The 17,398-nt window shown below is 64.2% G+C and carries 15 protein-coding genes; all 15 read left to right on the top strand.

Annotation, left to right across the window (positions count from 1 at the left end):
* Window positions 1-73: 73 nt before the first annotated feature.
* The 15 genes from motA (at window position 74) to flhA (ending at window position 17,257) form a co-directional block, all read left to right on the top strand.
* Complete coding sequence (motA, locus tag FQ705_RS19545) at window positions 74-934, top strand: flagellar motor stator protein MotA (protein ID WP_144143713.1); 861 nt, start codon at window positions 74-76, stop codon at window positions 932-934.
* A 21-nt stretch (window positions 935-955) separates the two neighbouring features.
* Window positions 956-1,963, top strand: a complete 1,008-nt coding sequence (gene motB / locus FQ705_RS19540; RefSeq protein WP_144143712.1) for a flagellar motor protein MotB — start codon at window positions 956-958, stop codon at window positions 1,961-1,963.
* Window positions 1,964-2,047: 84 nt separating this feature from the next.
* Window positions 2,048-2,425, top strand: coding sequence for a response regulator (locus FQ705_RS19535; RefSeq protein ID WP_144143711.1), 378 nt, complete (start codon window positions 2,048-2,050; stop codon window positions 2,423-2,425).
* Between the two features lie 87 nt (window positions 2,426-2,512).
* The gene (gene cheA / locus FQ705_RS19530) at window positions 2,513-4,816 is read left to right on the top strand and encodes a chemotaxis protein CheA (RefSeq protein WP_144143710.1); all 2,304 of its coding nucleotides are present in this window, start codon (window positions 2,513-2,515) and stop codon (window positions 4,814-4,816) included.
* A gap of 57 nt (window positions 4,817-4,873) precedes the next feature.
* On the top strand, window positions 4,874-5,410 hold the full coding sequence (gene cheW / locus FQ705_RS19525) for a chemotaxis protein CheW (RefSeq protein WP_144143709.1): 537 nt from the start codon (window positions 4,874-4,876) through the stop codon (window positions 5,408-5,410).
* Between the two features lie 42 nt (window positions 5,411-5,452).
* The gene (locus tag FQ705_RS19520) at window positions 5,453-7,300 is read left to right on the top strand and encodes a methyl-accepting chemotaxis protein (protein WP_144143708.1); all 1,848 of its coding nucleotides are present in this window, start codon (window positions 5,453-5,455) and stop codon (window positions 7,298-7,300) included.
* Between the two features lie 205 nt (window positions 7,301-7,505).
* Window positions 7,506-8,474: a CheR family methyltransferase gene (locus FQ705_RS19515; RefSeq protein WP_144143707.1), complete on the top strand. Its 969-nt coding sequence runs from the start codon at window positions 7,506-7,508 to the stop codon at window positions 8,472-8,474.
* Complete coding sequence (gene cheD / locus FQ705_RS19510; protein ID WP_144143706.1) at window positions 8,471-9,295, top strand: chemoreceptor glutamine deamidase CheD; 825 nt, start codon at window positions 8,471-8,473, stop codon at window positions 9,293-9,295. Before FQ705_RS19515 ends, cheD begins: the two co-directional genes overlap by 4 nt.
* Window positions 9,296-9,300: 5 nt before the next feature.
* Window positions 9,301-10,389 carry a chemotaxis response regulator protein-glutamate methylesterase gene (locus FQ705_RS19505; RefSeq protein WP_186307944.1) on the top strand — a complete coding sequence of 363 codons (1,089 nt, stop codon included), beginning with the start codon at window positions 9,301-9,303 and terminating at the stop codon, window positions 10,387-10,389.
* A gap of 75 nt (window positions 10,390-10,464) precedes the next feature.
* The gene (cheY, locus tag FQ705_RS19500) at window positions 10,465-10,860 is read left to right on the top strand and encodes a chemotaxis response regulator CheY (protein WP_144143704.1); all 396 of its coding nucleotides are present in this window, start codon (window positions 10,465-10,467) and stop codon (window positions 10,858-10,860) included.
* A gap of 1 nt (window position 10,861) precedes the next feature.
* Window positions 10,862-11,575 (top strand): protein phosphatase CheZ, encoded by a 714-nt coding sequence (gene cheZ, locus FQ705_RS19495; protein ID WP_144143703.1) that lies wholly within the window; start codon window positions 10,862-10,864, stop codon window positions 11,573-11,575.
* Between the two features lie 291 nt (window positions 11,576-11,866).
* Window positions 11,867-12,418, top strand: a complete 552-nt coding sequence (locus tag FQ705_RS19490) for a DUF2844 domain-containing protein (RefSeq protein WP_144143702.1) — start codon at window positions 11,867-11,869, stop codon at window positions 12,416-12,418.
* A 16-nt stretch (window positions 12,419-12,434) separates the two neighbouring features.
* Entirely contained in the window at window positions 12,435-13,730 is a 1,296-nt protein-coding gene (locus tag FQ705_RS19485; protein ID WP_144143701.1) for a DUF3443 domain-containing protein, read from the top strand.
* A gap of 207 nt (window positions 13,731-13,937) precedes the next feature.
* Window positions 13,938-15,158 (top strand): flagellar biosynthesis protein FlhB, encoded by a 1,221-nt coding sequence (gene flhB, locus FQ705_RS19480; RefSeq protein WP_144143700.1) that lies wholly within the window; start codon window positions 13,938-13,940, stop codon window positions 15,156-15,158.
* Window positions 15,155-17,257, top strand: a complete 2,103-nt coding sequence (gene flhA / locus FQ705_RS19475) for a flagellar biosynthesis protein FlhA (protein WP_144143699.1) — start codon at window positions 15,155-15,157, stop codon at window positions 17,255-17,257. The genes flhB and flhA overlap by 4 nt, the downstream gene beginning before the upstream one ends.
* Window positions 17,258-17,398: the final 141 nt, after the last annotated feature.

The following is a 17,398-nucleotide window of genomic DNA, read 5'->3' as shown; positions in this document are numbered from 1 at the left end:
CCAAAGTTTTCTGCTCCGTTGCCGTAAACCAGATTAACGACGGTCACCGTCGCTTCTTTGTGAGGGCTCGGCAGTGCTGATTTTCGTGGGAACACTCGTGACGCTCTTGTCCGTTTTCGGCGGTTACGCGCTGGAAGGCGGCCATCTCGGCGCGCTGCTGCAGCCCGTTGAAGTGCTGATGATCGTCGGCGCGGGCGTCGGCGCGTTCATTCTCGGTAACGGGATGAAGACGATCAAGGCGACGCTGCGCGTCATTCCAACCCTGTTCAAGGGCGCGAAGTACAACAAGGATGTCTACATGGAGCTGATGGCGCTCCTGTACGTTCTCCTCGCCAAGGCGCGTAAGGAAGGCACGCTGACGCTGGAGGCCGACATCGACGACCCGTCGAAGAGCCCGATCTTCACGCAATACCCGAAGATCCTCGCCGACCATCACATCATCGAATTCCTGACCGACTACCTGCGTTTGATGGTGGGCGGCAACATGAATGCGTTCGAGATCGAAAGTCTGATGGACGAGGAAATCGAGACGCATCACCACGAAGGCGAAGCGCCCGCGCATGCGCTGAACAAGGTCGGCGACGCGATGCCGGCGTTCGGTATCGTGGCCGCGGTGATGGGCGTGGTGCACACCATGGCCTCCGCCGACAAGCCGCCCGCCGTGCTCGGCGAGATGATCGCCCAGGCGCTGGTCGGCACCTTCCTCGGCATTCTGCTTTCGTATGGCCTCATCGGGCCGCTCGCGAGCGTCGCCGAACAGCGCGTGACCGAGTCGACCAAGATGTTTCAGTGCATCAAGGTGACGATTCTGGCCAGCCTGAACGGTTATGCACCGGCGATCGCCGTCGAATTCGGCCGCAAGGTGCTCTTCTCGACCGAGCGCCCGTCGTTCGCCGAGCTCGAAGAGCACGTGCGCCGCGTCAAGGCCAAGTAAAGGGCGCCGGGAACCGAACCGATGAGCAAGGATAAAGACCGCGCCATTATCGTCAAGCGCGCCGCGCCGAAGAAGGCCGGCCACCATGGCGGCGCGTGGAAGCTCGCGTATGCGGACTTCATGACCGCGATGATGGCGTTCTTCCTGCTGATGTGGCTGCTGAGTTCGGCGTCTACGGTGCAGTTGAAGGGCATCGCCGACTACTTCAACCAGCCGTTGAAGGTCACGCTGTGGGGCGGCGATCGCAGCGCCGAGGATTCGAGCATTCTGAAGGGCGGCGGCCGCGATATCTCGACCGACGCGCAAGGCATCACGCGCACCACCGACGGCACGAACAGCCGCTCCGAGCGCACCGCCGCGCGCAACGACGAGCAGTCGGTGAAGCAGATGCAGGGTGAGCTGGAGCGCCGCGAACAGGTTCGCCTGCACGACCTGCAGGTCAAGCTGATGGCGGCGATCGAAGCCAATCCGGTGCTGCGCCAGTTCAAGCAGCAGATCCGTATCGATTCGACGCTGACCGGCTTGCGCATCGAGATCGTCGATTCGCAGAAGCGGCCGATGTTCGCAACCGCCAAAGATCAGGTCGAGCCGTACATGCGCGACATTCTGCGCGAAATCGGCCACACGCTGAACGACGTGCCGAACCGCATCATCGTTCAGGGACACACCGACGCCGCGCAGTACGCGGGCGGCGAGAAGGGTTACAGCAACTGGGAACTGTCCGCTGACCGCGCCAACGCGTCGCGTCGCGAGCTGATCGGCGGCGGCATGGACGAAGCGAAGGTGATGCGCGTGCTCGGCCTCGCCTCGACGCAGAACCTGAACAAGGCGGACCCGATGGATCCGGAAAACCGCCGCATCAGCATCATCGTGCTGAACAAGAAGTCGGAGGAGGCGCTGGACCATGACGACTCCACCACGACCACCTTGTCGGACGACGCAGCGGGTTCGAAGCCGCTGCTGCAAAAGATTGCGCCGTCGGTGACGGTGGCGCCGAAGTTGCCGGCGGCAGTGCCGCCGGCCCAGTAACAGACAGCGGTCGCCAGGCCGACGCCTGCGCCTTGGTGGCGCGCGCGGCCCAGCGATCCATAGCGTAAGTGCAGCGAGGTTTTCATGATCAGGCACATCCTGGCAGTCGACGATTCGGCATCGATGCGGCAAATTCTTGCCGCGACGCTGACGACGGCCGGCTATGAGGTGACGCTCGCGGCGGACGGCGACGAAGGGCTCGAAAACGCCCTCGCGATGTCGTTCGACCTCGTGCTGACCGACCAGCACATGCCGGGCAAGACCGGCCTCGATCTGATCACCGCGCTGCGCGGCAATCCGGCCTATCAGGCGACGCCCATCCTCGTCCTCACGACGGAATCGGGCGAGCCGTTCAAGGCCGCGGCACGGGCGGCAGGCGCGACCGGCTGGATCGAAAAGCCGCTCGACCCCGACATGCTGACCGAACTGGTGGCGGCGCTGGCCGAGCCGGATCACGCTTAAGCACGACCCATAGACAAGTTATAGAAGCTCTCGACGCGGCGGCACGGCAGCCCAAGCCTAGACAGGAACTCTCGCGGTGACCCAGGCATGACACTCGACATCACTCAGTTCTATCAGACGTTCTTCGACGAAGCGGATGAACTGCTCGCGCAGATGGAGCAGTTGCTGCTCAATCTGGATATCGCCCATCCGGACCCGGAAGACCTCGCGGCCATTTTCCGCGCGGCGCATTCGATCAAGGGCGGCGCGGCGACTTTCGGCTTCACCGCGCTGACAGAGACGACTCACATTCTGGAGTCGCTGCTCGATCGCGCGCGCAACAACGAACTCGTGCTCCGCAAGGACATGATCGACACGTTCCTCGAAACCAAGGACGTGTTGTCCGGCCAGCTCGCCGACTATCGGGCGAGTGCCGAGCCGGATGCAGCCGTCGCCAAGGCGATCTGCGCGAAGCTCGAACGCCTGCATGCGGAAAGCCTGGCCGGCGGAGCGCCGGCGCCGGCCGCCGCAGCGCCGGCCGCGGCACCTGCAGCACAAGTTACTCAAGTAGTACAAGGCGGTACCCCGCCCGAGCACGTCGTCGAACAGGCGGTGCAGGCGGCGGGTGAATGGACTGACGGCGACCCGGCACAGACCGGGCAGGCCGCGGGTGACAGCGGTGCCGATGGCACCGGTCCCCATCTGAAAATTACGCTACGGGGCGTGGGTGAGAAGGACCAGGAACTGCTGGCCGAAGAGCTCGGCAACCTGGGCAGCATCGTCGGGCAGGTCAAGAGTGGCGGCGACTTTACGCTGTGGCTCCAGACCGATGTGACCGCCGACGACATTATCGCCGTGTGCTGTTTCGTGATCGACGAAAGTCAGATCTCGATCGGTCGCGGCACCGCACCGGTGGACGACACGCAGCAAGGCGAACCTGGAACGCCCGACGCTGCCGAGTCGACCCCGGCGCAAGCAGTACCGGCCGCTCAGGCGGAGCAGGCAGCATCGTCGGCAACGGCCGACCCCGCTGCTTCCGCCAGCACGGCCAAACACGGCCTGTTCGACGCACCGGCGGCAACGCCGGCTGCGCCGCAAGCCGCGTCGCAACCTGCCGCGGCGGCCAGCGCACCGGCCGCCAGCCCGGCACCGGCAGCCAACGCTGCCGCGCCGGCCGAGCAGGATCGCAAGGCAGCGCGTCCGGCGGCCGCCGCCGGCGGCGCGGAAGGCAGTTCGATTCGCGTCGGCGTGGAAAAGGTCGATCAGTTGATCAACCTGGTCGGCGAACTGGTGATCACGCAGGCCATGCTTGCGGAAACCACCAGCACGTTCGATCCGGCGCTGCACGATCGCCTGTTCAACGGTATGGCTCAGCTCGAGCGCAACGCGCGCGATCTGCAGGAAGCGGTGATGTCGATCCGCATGATGCCGATGGATTACGTCTTCAGCCGCTTCCCGCGTCTGGTGCGCGATCTGGCGGCCAAGCTCGGCAAGGAAGTGGAACTCGTCACCTTCGGTCAGGCGACCGAACTCGACAAGAGCCTCATCGAACGGATCATCGATCCGTTGACCCACCTCGTGCGCAACAGTCTCGACCACGGCATCGAAACCGTGGAAGCGCGACGCGCGGCGGGCAAGGATTCGACCGGCCAGCTGGTGCTGTCGGCGGCCCACCATGGCGGCAACATCGTCATCGAGGTGAGCGACGACGGTGCCGGTCTGCGGCGCGACAAGATTCTCGCGAAAGCGGCCAAGCAGGGCATGTCGGTCAGCGACACGATGACCGATGAAGAAGTCTGGAACCTGATTTTCCTGCCGGGCTTCTCGACGGCGGAACAGGTCACGGACGTCTCCGGCCGTGGCGTCGGCATGGACGTGGTGAAGCGGAACATCCAGTCGATGGGTGGTCACGTGGAAATCACCTCGCACGCCGGCAAGGGCAGCACGACACGCATCGTTTTGCCGCTCACGCTGGCGATTCTCGACGGCATGTCGGTCAAGGTCGGCAGCGAGATCTTCATTCTGCCGCTGAACTTCGTGATGGAGTCGCTGCAGCCGCAAGCCGAGGACATCTACACGGTCGCCAACGGCGAGCGCGTGGTGCGCGTGCGCGGCGAATACCTGCCGCTGGTGGCGCTGCACGAAGTCTTCAACGTCGAAGATGCGAAGCAGGAACCGACGCAGGGCATCGTCACCATCATGCAGACCGAGGGGCGCCGCTTTGCGATGCTGATCGACGAGCTGGTGGGCCAGCAGCAAGTGGTGGTGAAGAATCTCGAAACGAATTACCGCAAGGTGCACGGCATTTCCGCCGCGACCATTCTGGGCGACGGCAGCGTCGCACTGATCGTGGACGTGGCGGCACTGAACCGCGAAACGCGCCACGCGCATGGCGCGATGAGCCTTGCATGAAACGCGTAACACTTACTCTTACTCAATCTGAATCATCCCAACCGTTTGGGGGCTAATGTGGCAGAAGTCCAATCCAACAATTCGAGCGTCGCGAACGCAAGCGGCACGAGTGGCCGCCGCGCTGCGCAGCAGGCAGACGCCGGCGGTCAGGAGTTCCTCGTCTTCACGCTCGGCGCCGAAGAGTACGGCATCGACATTCTCAAGGTGCAGGAAATCCGCGGCTACGACAACGTCACGCGGATCGCCAATGCGCCGGAGTTCATCAAGGGTGTGATCAATCTGCGCGGCATCATCGTGCCGATCGTGGATATGCGCATCAAGTTCCATCTGGGCCGGGTCGAATACGACCACCAGACGGTGGTGATCATCCTGAACGTCGCGCATCGCGTGGTCGGGATGGTGGTGGACGGCGTGTCGGACGTGCTGACGCTGGCCACCGACCAGATCATGCCGGCACCGGAATTCGGCGCCACGCTCACGACCGAGTACCTCACGGGTCTGGGCACCGTCGACGGCCGCATGCTGATCCTGATGGACATCGAGAAGCTCATGACCAGCCGCGAAATGGCGCTGATCGAAACGCTCGGCGCCTAAGGGCAACGGCTTTAACGCAAGACTGGGACAGGGAGCATCGAGATGCTGAGCAGGTGGTCGATTCGCACGTCGCTGACGATGGTGGGGATCATTCTGGTCGCGCTGACCATCGTGGTCGGCGCGCTTGGGCTTACCGCGCTGAATGGCGCGAGCCAGTCGCTCGAGCGCATTGCGCGCGGCGACCTGGTCGCCATTCACGCAATCGACGATGCGTCCGCCTACCTGTTGCGTTCGCGCCTCGCGGTGGACCGCTTCAATACGCTCTCGGCCGCGGGCAATGCGGACGAAGCGAAGAAGGCGATCGACCGTGCGCAGGAGTTGCTCACCAAGGGCAACCAGAGCTGGCAGGCGTATCTCGATGCACCGAAGAGCGGCATCGATCAGGCGCTGCTCGACGACGCGCTCGCCAGGCACACGGCGGTGATGCGTGACGGCGTCGATCCGGAGTTCGCAGCGCTGAACGCTAACGACATGGCCGCCTATCATGCGGTCGCCGATACGAAGATCAGCCCGATGTTCATCGCCTACGACGGCGCGGCATCGGCGGTCATCAAGGCGTTGCAGCAGCACGCCGTGGATCAGCAGGCGAGTGCGCAAGCGAATATTTCGCTGATGACTACGCTCATCATCGGGGTCTCGGCGATCGCGTTGCTGCTGGTGGTCGGCATCCGCTTCGCGCTGCGTGGCCTGATCGTGCAGCCGCTCGCCGACGCGACCGCCTGTTTCGAACGCATCGCGGCGGGCGATCTGTCCGAACAGATTCAGGTATTCAGCACCAACGAGATTGGACGACTTTTCGGCGGCATCAAGCACATGCAGGAGAGCATGTCGACGATGGTCAAGGCCGTACACAGCAGCGCCGAGTCGATCGACACCGGCGCGCGTGAAATCGCCATGGGCAACACCGATCTCTCGCAACGCACCGAGCAACAGGCCGCTTCGCTGCAGGAAACCGCATCGAGCATGGAGCAGCTCACCGGCACCGTGCGGCAAAACGCCGAGAACGCGCGTCAGGCGAGCCAGCTGGCCGTCAACGCGTCCGACATCGCCACACGCGGCGGCGACGTCGTGAGCCAGGTGGTCACGACGATGCAGGGTATCGCGACCAGTTCGAACAAGGTCGTCGACATCATTGGAGTGATCGAAGGCATTGCCTTCCAGACGAACATTCTCGCGCTCAACGCGGCGGTCGAAGCCGCGCGCGCCGGCGAACAGGGTCGCGGTTTCGCGGTCGTGGCCGGCGAAGTGCGCAGTCTCGCGCAACGCAGTGCGAGCGCCGCGAAGGAAATCAAGGAACTGATCGGCGACTCCGTCGACAAGGTGCAAAGCGGCTCGACGCTGGTAGGCCGCGCCGGCACGACGATGGACGAGATCGTGCAGGCCGTGCGTCGCGTGACCGACATCATGGGCGAAATCAGCGCGGCTTCCGAAGAGCAATCGGGCGGCATCGAACAGGTGAATCGCGCGGTCGTGCAGATGGACGAAGTCACGCAGCAGAACGCTGCGCTTGTCGAGCAGGCAGCTGCAGCCGCGGCGTCGCTCGAAGATCAGACACGTCAGTTGCAAGAGGTGGTGGGTGGCTGGAAAGTAGCCGGTGCCCAAGGGCGTGGCAACGCGTCCGCCGCCCCTCGCGTGACGGGCAGCAAGAGCAAGCCGGCAGCGAAGGCCGCGCCGCAGGCGGCGGTGAAGGGCGTAGCGCACGCAGCCGGCAGCCAGGCGGCGGCAACGAATGCCGCGCCGGCTTCGGCCAATTACGACGCAGGCGCAGGACGCGCCGAACCGGCGCTCAGGCCGAAACCGGCCCGCGCGGCAACCGATTCCGCAGCAGCACGTCCGGCCGCGCCAGTCGCGATCCCGGCGGGCTCCGAGGCGGATTGGGAAACGTTTTAAGGCAGTGGCACAGAGACATGCAGTCATTCGGCATCTCGCTCCATGAGGAGCGAATCATCGAAGCACGCTTACCAGGCGTGTCGCGGGCCGACTGCAGGTTGGCAGAACTCGCGGGCGGGCGCGACCCCGCGAAAAGAATCCCTTCTGTTCAAGGAAACCCCTTGCGCGGAAAGCGGGATGGCTCGTATTGCAGGCAGGAACCTTGATGATGGCAACGCGCGCACAGCAACGGCCCGAACGGGCAAGTCCCGAGAGGGCGGAACCGGCTAGATCCGGCGAACAGGGACGGGATTTCGAATTCACGTCCGCGGATTTCGCTCGCATTCGCGATCTGATTCATCGCAGCGCCGGTATTTCGCTGTCGGATCACAAGCGCGATATGGCCTACAGCCGCCTCGCGCGGCGCTTGCGGGCACGCAGCCTCGACACGTTCAAACAGTATCTCGATCTGCTCGAAGCGGAAAACGATCCGGCCGAGTGGGAAGCCTTCACCAACGCGCTGACCACCAACCTGACCGCGTTCTTTCGCGAAGCCCATCACTTTCCGATCCTCGCCGATTTCGTGCCGCGCCGTGCGCAGCCGGTTTCGGTGTGGTGCTCGGCGGCTTCGACCGGCGAGGAGCCGTATTCGATCGCGATGACGCTTATCGAAGCCCTCGGCGACAGCGGGGCGCGCCAGGCGTCGGTGCTCGCCACCGACATCGACACCCAGGTGCTCGCCAAGGCGGCCGCGGGCATGTATCAGTTCGACCAGGTGAAACATCTCTCGCCGGAACGCCTGAAGCGCTTCTTCCTGAAGGGCACCGGCGCGCATGCGGGCATGGTGAAGATTCGCCCGGAAGTGCGCGCGCTGGTGCGCTTCGAGCAATTGAATCTCACCGATCGCGATTACCAGTTGCGCACGCAGTTCGACGCGATCTTCTGCCGTAACGTCATGATCTATTTCGACAAGCCGACGCAGGCGCAAGTGCTCGCGCGTTTCGAGCCGCTGATGAAGTCGGGCGGCCTGCTGTTCGCCGGCCACTCGGAAAACTTCACCTACGTGACGCAGGCATTCAAGCTGCGCGGCCAGACCGTCTACGAACTGACGCGCGACGCAACCGGCGTGCGTACGCCGGCGACGCGCACTTCTGCATCGGCCGCGCATCACACCACGAATGGGGTGACGGCATGAGCACGAGACTACCGATCGCCACCAATCTGTATTTCGACAACCACTTCCAACGCCCCGGCGTGAAGCTGTTGCCGAACGAGTTTTACACCACGCACGAGGACATGGTGCTGGTCACTGTGCTCGGGTCCTGCGTGGCCGCCTGCATTCAGGATCGCACGGCCGGCATCGGCGGCATGAATCACTTCATGCTTCCCGACGACGGCGCGGACGCCGGCCACGCGGCGTCGGATTCGATGCGCTATGGCGCCTATGCGATGGAAGTGCTGATCAACGAGTTGATCAAGGCGGGCGGCCGCCGCGAGCGTTTCGAAGCCAAGGTGTTTGGCGGCGGCGCAGTGCTCGCGGGTATGACCACGATGAACATCGGCGACCGTAATTCGGAGTTCGTGCGGCGCTATCTCGCGCTCGAAAAAATCCGTATCGTCGCCGAAGATTTGCAGGGCTCGCATCCGCGCAAGGTCGCCTTCATGCCGCGCACCGGCCAGGTGATGGTCAAGAAACTGCGTCTGCAGCAGGAAGCCGGCGTGGCCGAGCGCGAACAGGCGCTGGTGAGTCAGAACGCCGAAGCACGCGCCGAGCGTCTCGCGGCGGCGCGCAAGCGCGTCGAACTGTTCTCGACTCCGGCTGCGTCCAGACCCAAAGTGGAACTGTTTTCGTCGCCGGGCGCCGCGCGTCCGAAGATCGAATTGTTCGGCTCGAATGGCGGCGCAGCAGCGGGCACGGGCACCGGCGCAGCGGCAACGAAGCCGCGCATCGAACTGTTCGGCGCGAGCGCCCGCCCGATTAATTCAAACAACGCCAGAACTACAGAGGAGGCGTGAGCGCTGTGCAAAAGATCAAAGTACTGTGCGTCGACGATTCGGCGCTGATCCGCAGCCTGATGACGGAAATCATCAACGGCCAGCCGGACATGACGGTCGTGGCGACCGCACCCGACCCGCTGGTCGCGCGCGACCTCATCAAGCAGCACAATCCCGACGTGCTGACGCTCGACGTCGAAATGCCGCGCATGGACGGCCTCGACTTCCTCGAGAAGTTGATGCGTCTGCGGCCGATGCCGGTCGTGATGGTGTCGTCGCTGACCGAGCGTGGTAACGAAATCACGCTGCGTGCGCTGGAACTGGGCGCGGTCGACTTCGTCACCAAACCGAAGGTCGGCATTCGCGACGGCATGCTCGACTACTCGGAAAAGCTTGCCGACAAGATTCGCGCGGCAGCCCGCGCGCGCGTGCGCCAGGCTGCGCCCGCGCAACATGCCGCGGCCCACGCCGCGCATGCGCCGGTCGGCGCCGCGCCGCTGTTCAACAATCCGCTGCTCAGTACCGAGAAGCTGATCATCGTCGGTGCCTCGACGGGCGGCACCGAAGCGATCCGCGAAGTGCTGGTGCCGCTGCCGCCGGATGCACCCGCCGTGCTGATCGCGCAGCATATGCCGCCGGGTTTCACAAAATCTTTTGCACAACGCCTCAATGGTTTGTGCCGGATTACCGTTAAAGAGGCAGAGCACGGCGAACGCGTGCTGCCGGGCCATGCTTATATCGCGCCGGGCCACGCTCATCTGTTGCTCGCGCGTAGCGGGGCGAACTATATTGCTCACCTGTCGGATGAACCGCCGGTGAACCGGCATCGCCCGTCGGTAGATGTGCTGTTCCGTTCGGCCGCGCAGCATGCGGGTAAGAACGCGGTCGGGGTAATTCTGACCGGGATGGGGCGCGACGGCGCCGCCGGACTGCTGGACATGAAAAAAGCAGGGGCGTACACCCTTGCGCAGGACGAAGCGAGCTGTATCGTATTCGGCATGCCGCGTGAAGCCATTGCGCTGGGCGCGGCCGACGAAATCGCATCGTTGCCGGAAATGAGCCGACGCGTCATGGCGCGTCTCTCGTCGATGGGCGATCGCGTTCAGCGGGTATGATGCTGGCCGGACAGAATTGAGGCGCAAATTCGAGGCGATTGAGCGCCGCACCGTGGATCAAGCAAAGGGAATGAAATGGATAAGGGAATGAAGATTCTGGTAGTTGACGACTTTCCGACGATGCGCCGGATTGTTCGCAACCTCCTCAAGGAACTCGGTTACTCGAACGTCGACGAAGCCGAAGACGGTCAGGCTGGCCTCGCGCGCTTGCGCAGCGGCACCTACGACTTCGTGATCTCCGACTGGAACATGCCGAACCTCGACGGTCTGGCCATGCTCAAGGAAATCCGCGCCGACTCGCACCTCACGCACCTGCCGGTGCTGATGGTCACGGCCGAGTCGAAGAAGGAAAACATTATCGCGGCGGCCCAGGCCGGCGCGAGCGGCTATGTGGTCAAGCCGTTCACGGCCGCCACGCTCGACGAGAAACTCAACAAGATTCTCGAGAAGATGGCCAAGACCGGGAGCTGATGTGAATCTGCCGACCAATGCGCAAGGCGCCGAAGCGGTCAATGAGAGCGGCGACTTTGCGTCCGACCGTATTCTTGCCCGCATTGGGGCACTGACCCGCACGCTGCGCGACTCGATGCGCGAGCTTGGACTCGACAAGCATGTCGAGCGTGCGGCGGAAGCCGTACCCGATGCTCGCGACCGTTTGAAATACATCGCAACGATGACGGAGCAGGCGGCTGAGCGCGTGCTGTCAGCGATCGAAATCGCCAAGCCGATCCAGGTGCAACTGCAGCAGGACGCGGCCGTACTCGACGCGCGTTGGGAGCAGTGGTACACGGCGCCGATCGATCGCGAGGAAGTGCGTGCGCTGATGAACGACACGCGCACCTTCCTGCGCGGCGTGCCCGACGTGACCGGCGCGACCAACTCGCAGCTGATGGAAATCATGCTGGCGCAAGACTTCCAGGATCTGACCGGTCAGGTCATCAAGAAGATCACGGACGTCGTGTACCTGATCGAGCAGCAACTGCTCGGCGTGCTGGTCGAGAACATCGCGCTCGAGCGGCGCGAGCAGTTCGCGGCGAACGCGGCGGCGCTGGCCGCATCCGAAGTCTCGCCGACCGGCAGCCCGGAACATCTGCTGAATGGTCCGCAGATCAATCCGGAAGGCAAGGCCGACGTGGTGCAGGATCAGTCGCAAGTCGACGACCTGCTGGCGAGCCTCGGCTTCTGAGGCACGCGTCGCCCGTCGTCAGGGCGGCCGCCCCGACGCGCATCGTCCGGTGCGCGTCGCGGTCGGTGTAGCAAGCCGCGCTTGCGCGTGCGCTTGCTGTCTACCGACACAAACCACAGGCATACTACGATCTCAAGCAGCGACACGGCTTTCCGGCCAGTACAGCGGCCGACCGGTGGCACGGTGAGGAACTCCTTCAACGTGTGACCGCAGCGGTGCCGTATGATCTGCATACATGCGGCCAGTTCGCCCCTTTGGCGCACTGAGCCACAGATCGGGAGGAGCCTCGTTATGTGGAGTCGTGTACGCCGCGCCGGGATCGTTTCGGCGCTCGCTTTATCCTGTTCCCTCGCGGCCGTGCCGGCCGCCCACGCAGCGCTAGGCGGCGCACCCATGACGCCGCCTACCGACGCTTCCGTCTCTTCCCGCACCGTCCAGCCCGCCAGCAGTGCCGTCAGCGCTGCGCAAAGTGTGATGCGCTCCGCGTCCAGCGCTGCGTCCTCCGCTTCCGCTTCTTCCTCGTCCACCTACACCGTGCGTGAAACCGCGCTCGGCAATGGCACCGTGGTGCGCGAGTATCTGGCCGCCGACGGCGCCGTCTTCGGCATCGCATGGCGCGGTCCGCAAATGCCGGACCTTAACGATCTACTGGGTAGTTATTTCCCGCAGTACGTCGCCGGCGTGAAGGCCGTGCGTGCCGCACGCGGCGGTGCCCGTGGCCCGGTTGCCGTCGACCAGAGCAGTCTCGTGGTGCGCTCCGGCGGACACATGGGCGCGTTCAGCGGCCAGGCGTGGCTACCGCCCGCGCTGCCCGCCGGCGTCAGCGGCTCCGACATCCAGTAACGGCGAGGACAAAACCATGCGGACCATGCGGATTGCTTCGAAGCTCACGGGCTGGATGCAGGTTGCCGGCGCACTGGCGTTGGTGTCGGTGCTCGTCGCGTGCGGCGGCGGCAGCAGCGACTCCAGCAACAATTCGTCGACCACGCTGAACGGCGGTTCGCTGCCGGCCAGCCCCACCCAGCAGCCGATCGCGGCAGGCGCCGCGAACACCGTGCAGATCACGGTCGGGCCGGGGGTCAACAACGTCGTCAATATTCCGACCGTGAGCGTGACGATTTGCGCGCCTGGCTCGAGTTCGAATTGTCAGACCGTCAACAACATCCAGGTCGATACCGGGTCGTTCGGTCTGCGGGTGGTCAATACCGCGCTAAACAGCTCGGTGCTCAACGCGCTACCGGTCAGCACGCTTTCGGGCGGCGCTCAACTGGCCGAGTGCGCGACCTTTGCCGACGGCTACACGTGGGGCACGGTGCGGACCGGGACGGTCACCATCGGCGGCGAAACGACGACCGCCGCAATCCCGCTGCAGATCATCGGCGACCTGTCCGCGAGCAGCGTGCCGACACGCGGTTGCGGCAGCGGCTCGGCGGAGAACACGGCGAGCGATCTCGGCGCTAACGGCATTCTCGGCATCGGCACCGCGCCGAACGACTGCGGCTCGACTTGCGTCAACGCGGCGACGGCCTCCAACTACAGCAACTACTTCGCCTGCCCCGGTGGTACCTCGTGCACGCGCACCGCGGTGCAGCTCACACAGCAGGTCGCCAACCCGGTCGCCTATTTTCCGACCGACAACAACGGCGTGATCGTGCAGATGCCGCCGATTTCGAACACCGGCGCCCCATCCGCGACTGGCACGCTGGTGTTTGGGATCAACACGCAGTCGAACAATGCGCTCGGTTCGACGCAGACCTACACCACCGACACCTACGGCGACCTGAACAACAGTGTCTTCAACGGCACGACGGTGCAGGCGTTCCTGGATTCCGGCTCGAACGGCTACTTCTTCGCCGACAGCTCGATCACGCTATGCGGCAGCAACTTCCAGGGTTTCTATTGCCCGACGGCGGCCCAGACCCGCTCGGTCACGCTGGTCGGCCTGAACAACGCCAGGACCGGCGCCAGCATCGGCATCCTGAACGCGAGCACGCTGTTCGGCAACGGCGGCAACTTTGCGTTCAACGACCTGGGCGGACAGATCGGCGGCAACAGCAGCTTCGACCTGGGCTTGCCGTTCTTCTATGGCCGCCACGTTTACTACGGCATCGACCAGACCGCGAGCAACGGCCAGCAGCCCTACGTCGGGTTCTGACCGGGCCGCATGAGCCTCGTCCGCGCGCGCCAGGCTCGTGCGGACGAGCGTCTCCAGAGCCGGCCGCCAGGGCCCGCCGCCAGCTGTTCCATCCCTTGAAATACCCCCCTTTCTCCGCCCTTATCCGCCGATCGGTGCTTGCGTCGAGCGGGAATAATCGCTCTCACTGGAAAGAGGCGTCGTGCCTCGGCCGAACGGAGAGCTTTTGTGGCAGAGGATAGCGACCTCGAAAAAACCGAATCAGCCACTCCCCGGCGTCTGCAGAAGGCGCGCGAGGAAGGGCAGATTGCGCGTTCGCGGGAGCTGTCGACGTTCGCGCTGCTGGCGGCAGGCTTTTTCGGCGTCTGGGGCATGTCCGGCAGCATCGGCGAGCATTTGCAGGGCATGCTGCGCACGTCCCTCACATTCGACCATAGCGCGCTCGAAACCCGCCGCATGCTGATCGGCGCGGGCGTGGCGAGCCGCGAAGGTTTCTACACGCTGTTGCCGATTCTGGTCTTCACGGGACTGGCCGCCTTGCTCGCGCCGTTGGCGCTGGGCGGCTGGCTGCTGTCGGCCAAGGGGCTCGAGCCGAAGTTCGACCGGCTCAATCCGATCACCGGTCTCGGCCGCATTTTTTCGATCAACGGACCGATCCAACTGGGTTTGTCGGTGGTGAAGACGCTGGTGGTGGGCGTGATCGGCGGTACGGCGATCTGGAATCGCCGCGAAGAGATTCTCGCGCTGGCAACCGAGCCGTTGCAGCTCGCGCTCGCCAACACCATGCATCTGATCGCCGTGTGCTGCGGCATGACGGTGGCGGGTATGTTCGTGGTCGCCGCGCTCGATGTGCCGTACCAACTGTGGCAGTTCAACAAGAAACTGCGCATGACGAAGGAAGAAGTGAAGCGTGAACACCGCGAGAGCGAAGGCGATCCGCACGTCAAAGGCCGGATTCGTCAGCAGCAGCGCGCGATTGCCCGCCGTCGCATGATGACCAACGTGCCGAAGGCCGACGTGGTGGTCACCAACCCGACGCACTTCGCGGTCGCGTTGCAGTACGCCGACGGCGAGATGCGCGCGCCGAAGGTGGTCGCCAAGGGCGTGAACCTGGTGGCCGCGCGGATTCGCGAAATCGCCGCCGAGAACAACGTGCCCTTGCTGGAAGCGCCGCCGCTGGCGCGTGCGCTGTATCACAACGTCGAACTAAATCGCGAGATTCCGGGGCCGCTCTATGGCGCGGTTGCCGAAGTGCTCGCGTGGGTTTACCAGTTGCGACGTTTCAAGACCGAAGGCGGCGACGTGCCGCTCGCGCCGACCGACCTCGACGTGCCGGCCGACCTCGACCAGGGCGGCGTGCCGGACGACGAGGCGGATCAGGAAGCCGCCGACGTGCTCAATCCCGCTAACAACCCCGATAAAGACGACGTCTCAGGAGCCTCCGCATGAACGCTCGCGCCGGTTTCCTCGCTCGACGGCCGGATGCCTTGAGCAGCACCAATTTGCGCGCCCTCGCCGGGCCGGTGCTGATCTGCATGATCCTCGGCATGATGATTCTGCCGTTGCCGCCGTTCCTGCTGGATCTGCTGTTCACCTTCAACATCGCTTTGTCCGTGATGGTGCTGCTCGTCAGCATGTACACGATGAAGCCGCTCGACTTCGCCGCCTTCCCGAGCGTGCTGCTGTTCTCGACGCTGCTGCGCCTCTCGCTGAACGTGGCGTCCACCCGCGTGGTGCTGCTCGAAGGCCACACCGGCCCGGATGCGGCCGGTCAGGTGATCGAGTCGTTCGGCCACTTCCTGGTGGGCGGTAACTTCGCGGTCGGTATCGTCGTCTTCATCATCCTGATGGTCATCAACTTCATGGTGATCACCAAGGGCGCGGGGCGGATCGCGGAAGTGTCCGCGCGCTTCACGCTCGACGCGATGCCCGGCAAGCAAATGGCGATCGACGCCGATCTCAACGCCGGTCTCATCAACGAAGACCAGGCCCGCAAGCGGCGTCTCGAAGTCTCGCAGGAAGCCGAGTTCTACGGTTCGATGGACGGCGCGAGCAAGTTCGTGCGCGGCGATGCGATTGCCGGCTTGCTGATCATGGTAATCAACATCATCGGCGGCCTGATCGTCGGGATGGTCCAGCACGGCATGGACTTCGCGTCCGCGGGCAAGAACTACACGCTGCTGACGATCGGTGATGGTCTGGTTGCACAGATTCCGTCGCTGGTGATTTCGACCGCCGCCGGTGTGATCGTGTCGCGCGTCGCGACCAACGAAGACATCGGCACCCAGCTCACCGGACAGTTGTTCAGCAATCCCCGCGTGCTGGCAATCACCGGCTGCATTCTCGTGCTGATGGGGCTGATTCCGGGCATGCCGCACTTCGCGTTTCTGATTCTCGGCGGCGGTCTGATCCAGCTCGGCCGAACGATGAAAAAGCGCACCGAAGAACGCAAGAACACCACCGCGCTGGTCGACATCGCACCGGCTGCGATTGCGCCGGTCGAAAACACCGAAGCCAGCTGGGACGACGTGACGATGATCGACACGCTCGGCCTCGAAGTCGGCTACCGGCTGATTCCGCTCGTCGACAAGAATGCCGACGGCGAACTGCTCAAGCGGATCAAGAGCATCCGCAAGAAGTTCGCGCAGGAAATCGGCTTCCTGCCGCCGGTCATTCATATCCGCGACAACCTCGAACTGCGACCGAACGGTTATCGGATCGCGCTCAAGGGCGTCGAAGTAGGGGTCGGCGAAGCGTATCCGGGGCAATGGCTGGCGATCAATCCGGGCCAGGTGTCCGCCGCACTACCAGGCACGCCGACGCAAGACCCGGCGTTCGGCCTGCCGGCTATCTGGATCGATACGAATCTACGCGAACAGGCGCAGGTGTATGGCTACACGGTGGTCGATTCGAGCACGGTCGTGGCGACTCACCTGAATCACCTGGTGGTGACGCATGCGTCCGAACTGCTGGGCCGCCGCGAAGTGCAGGCGCTACTCGAACGGATGCAGAAAGACACGCCGTCGCTGGTCGACGATCTGGTGCCGAAGAGCCTGCCGCTCACCACGCTGCAAAAGGTGCTGCAGAACCTGCTGGAGGAAGGCGTGCCGATTCGCGACCTGCGCACGATTCTCGAAGCACTGTCCGAACACACGCCGAAGATCACCGACGCCCACGATCTCACCGCCGCCGTGCGCCTCGCGCTGGGCCGCGCGATCACGCAGCAGTGGTTCCCCGGCACCGGCGACATGCAGGTGATGGGCCTCGATTCGAATCTGGAACGGGTGCTGTCGCAGGCGCTGTCGACCGGGACGAACCCGGGCCTCGAACCGGGTCTCGCGCACACGCTGCTCACGGAAACCCAGAAAGCGATGACGCGTCAGCAGACCATTGGGCTCGCGCCGGTGCTCCTCGTGCAGCACGCGTTGCGGCCGATGCTCGCGCGCTTCCTGCGCCGCAGCCTGCCGCAACTGAAGGTGCTGTCTTATGCCGAAGTACCGGACACGCGCAATATCAAGGTGGTCAACCTGATTGGGGCGCACAACTAGTCCGTCTGGTTGAACGCGGCCTCGAAACGTAGGCCAACGTCTTCTCGCCGGCGCTCCTCGAGCGCCGGTTTTCATTTCGGCGCCTGACTTTTCATACTGCGAGGCGCGGACAGGGCGCACACTGCGGCCCGCGTCACCGAC

Origin of the sequence: Paraburkholderia sp. BCC1884, assembly GCF_900996225.1 — a bacterium.
Taxonomy (GTDB): Bacteria; Pseudomonadota; Gammaproteobacteria; order Burkholderiales; family Burkholderiaceae; genus Paraburkholderia.
This window is presented reverse-complemented; position numbering and strand designations above follow the sequence as displayed.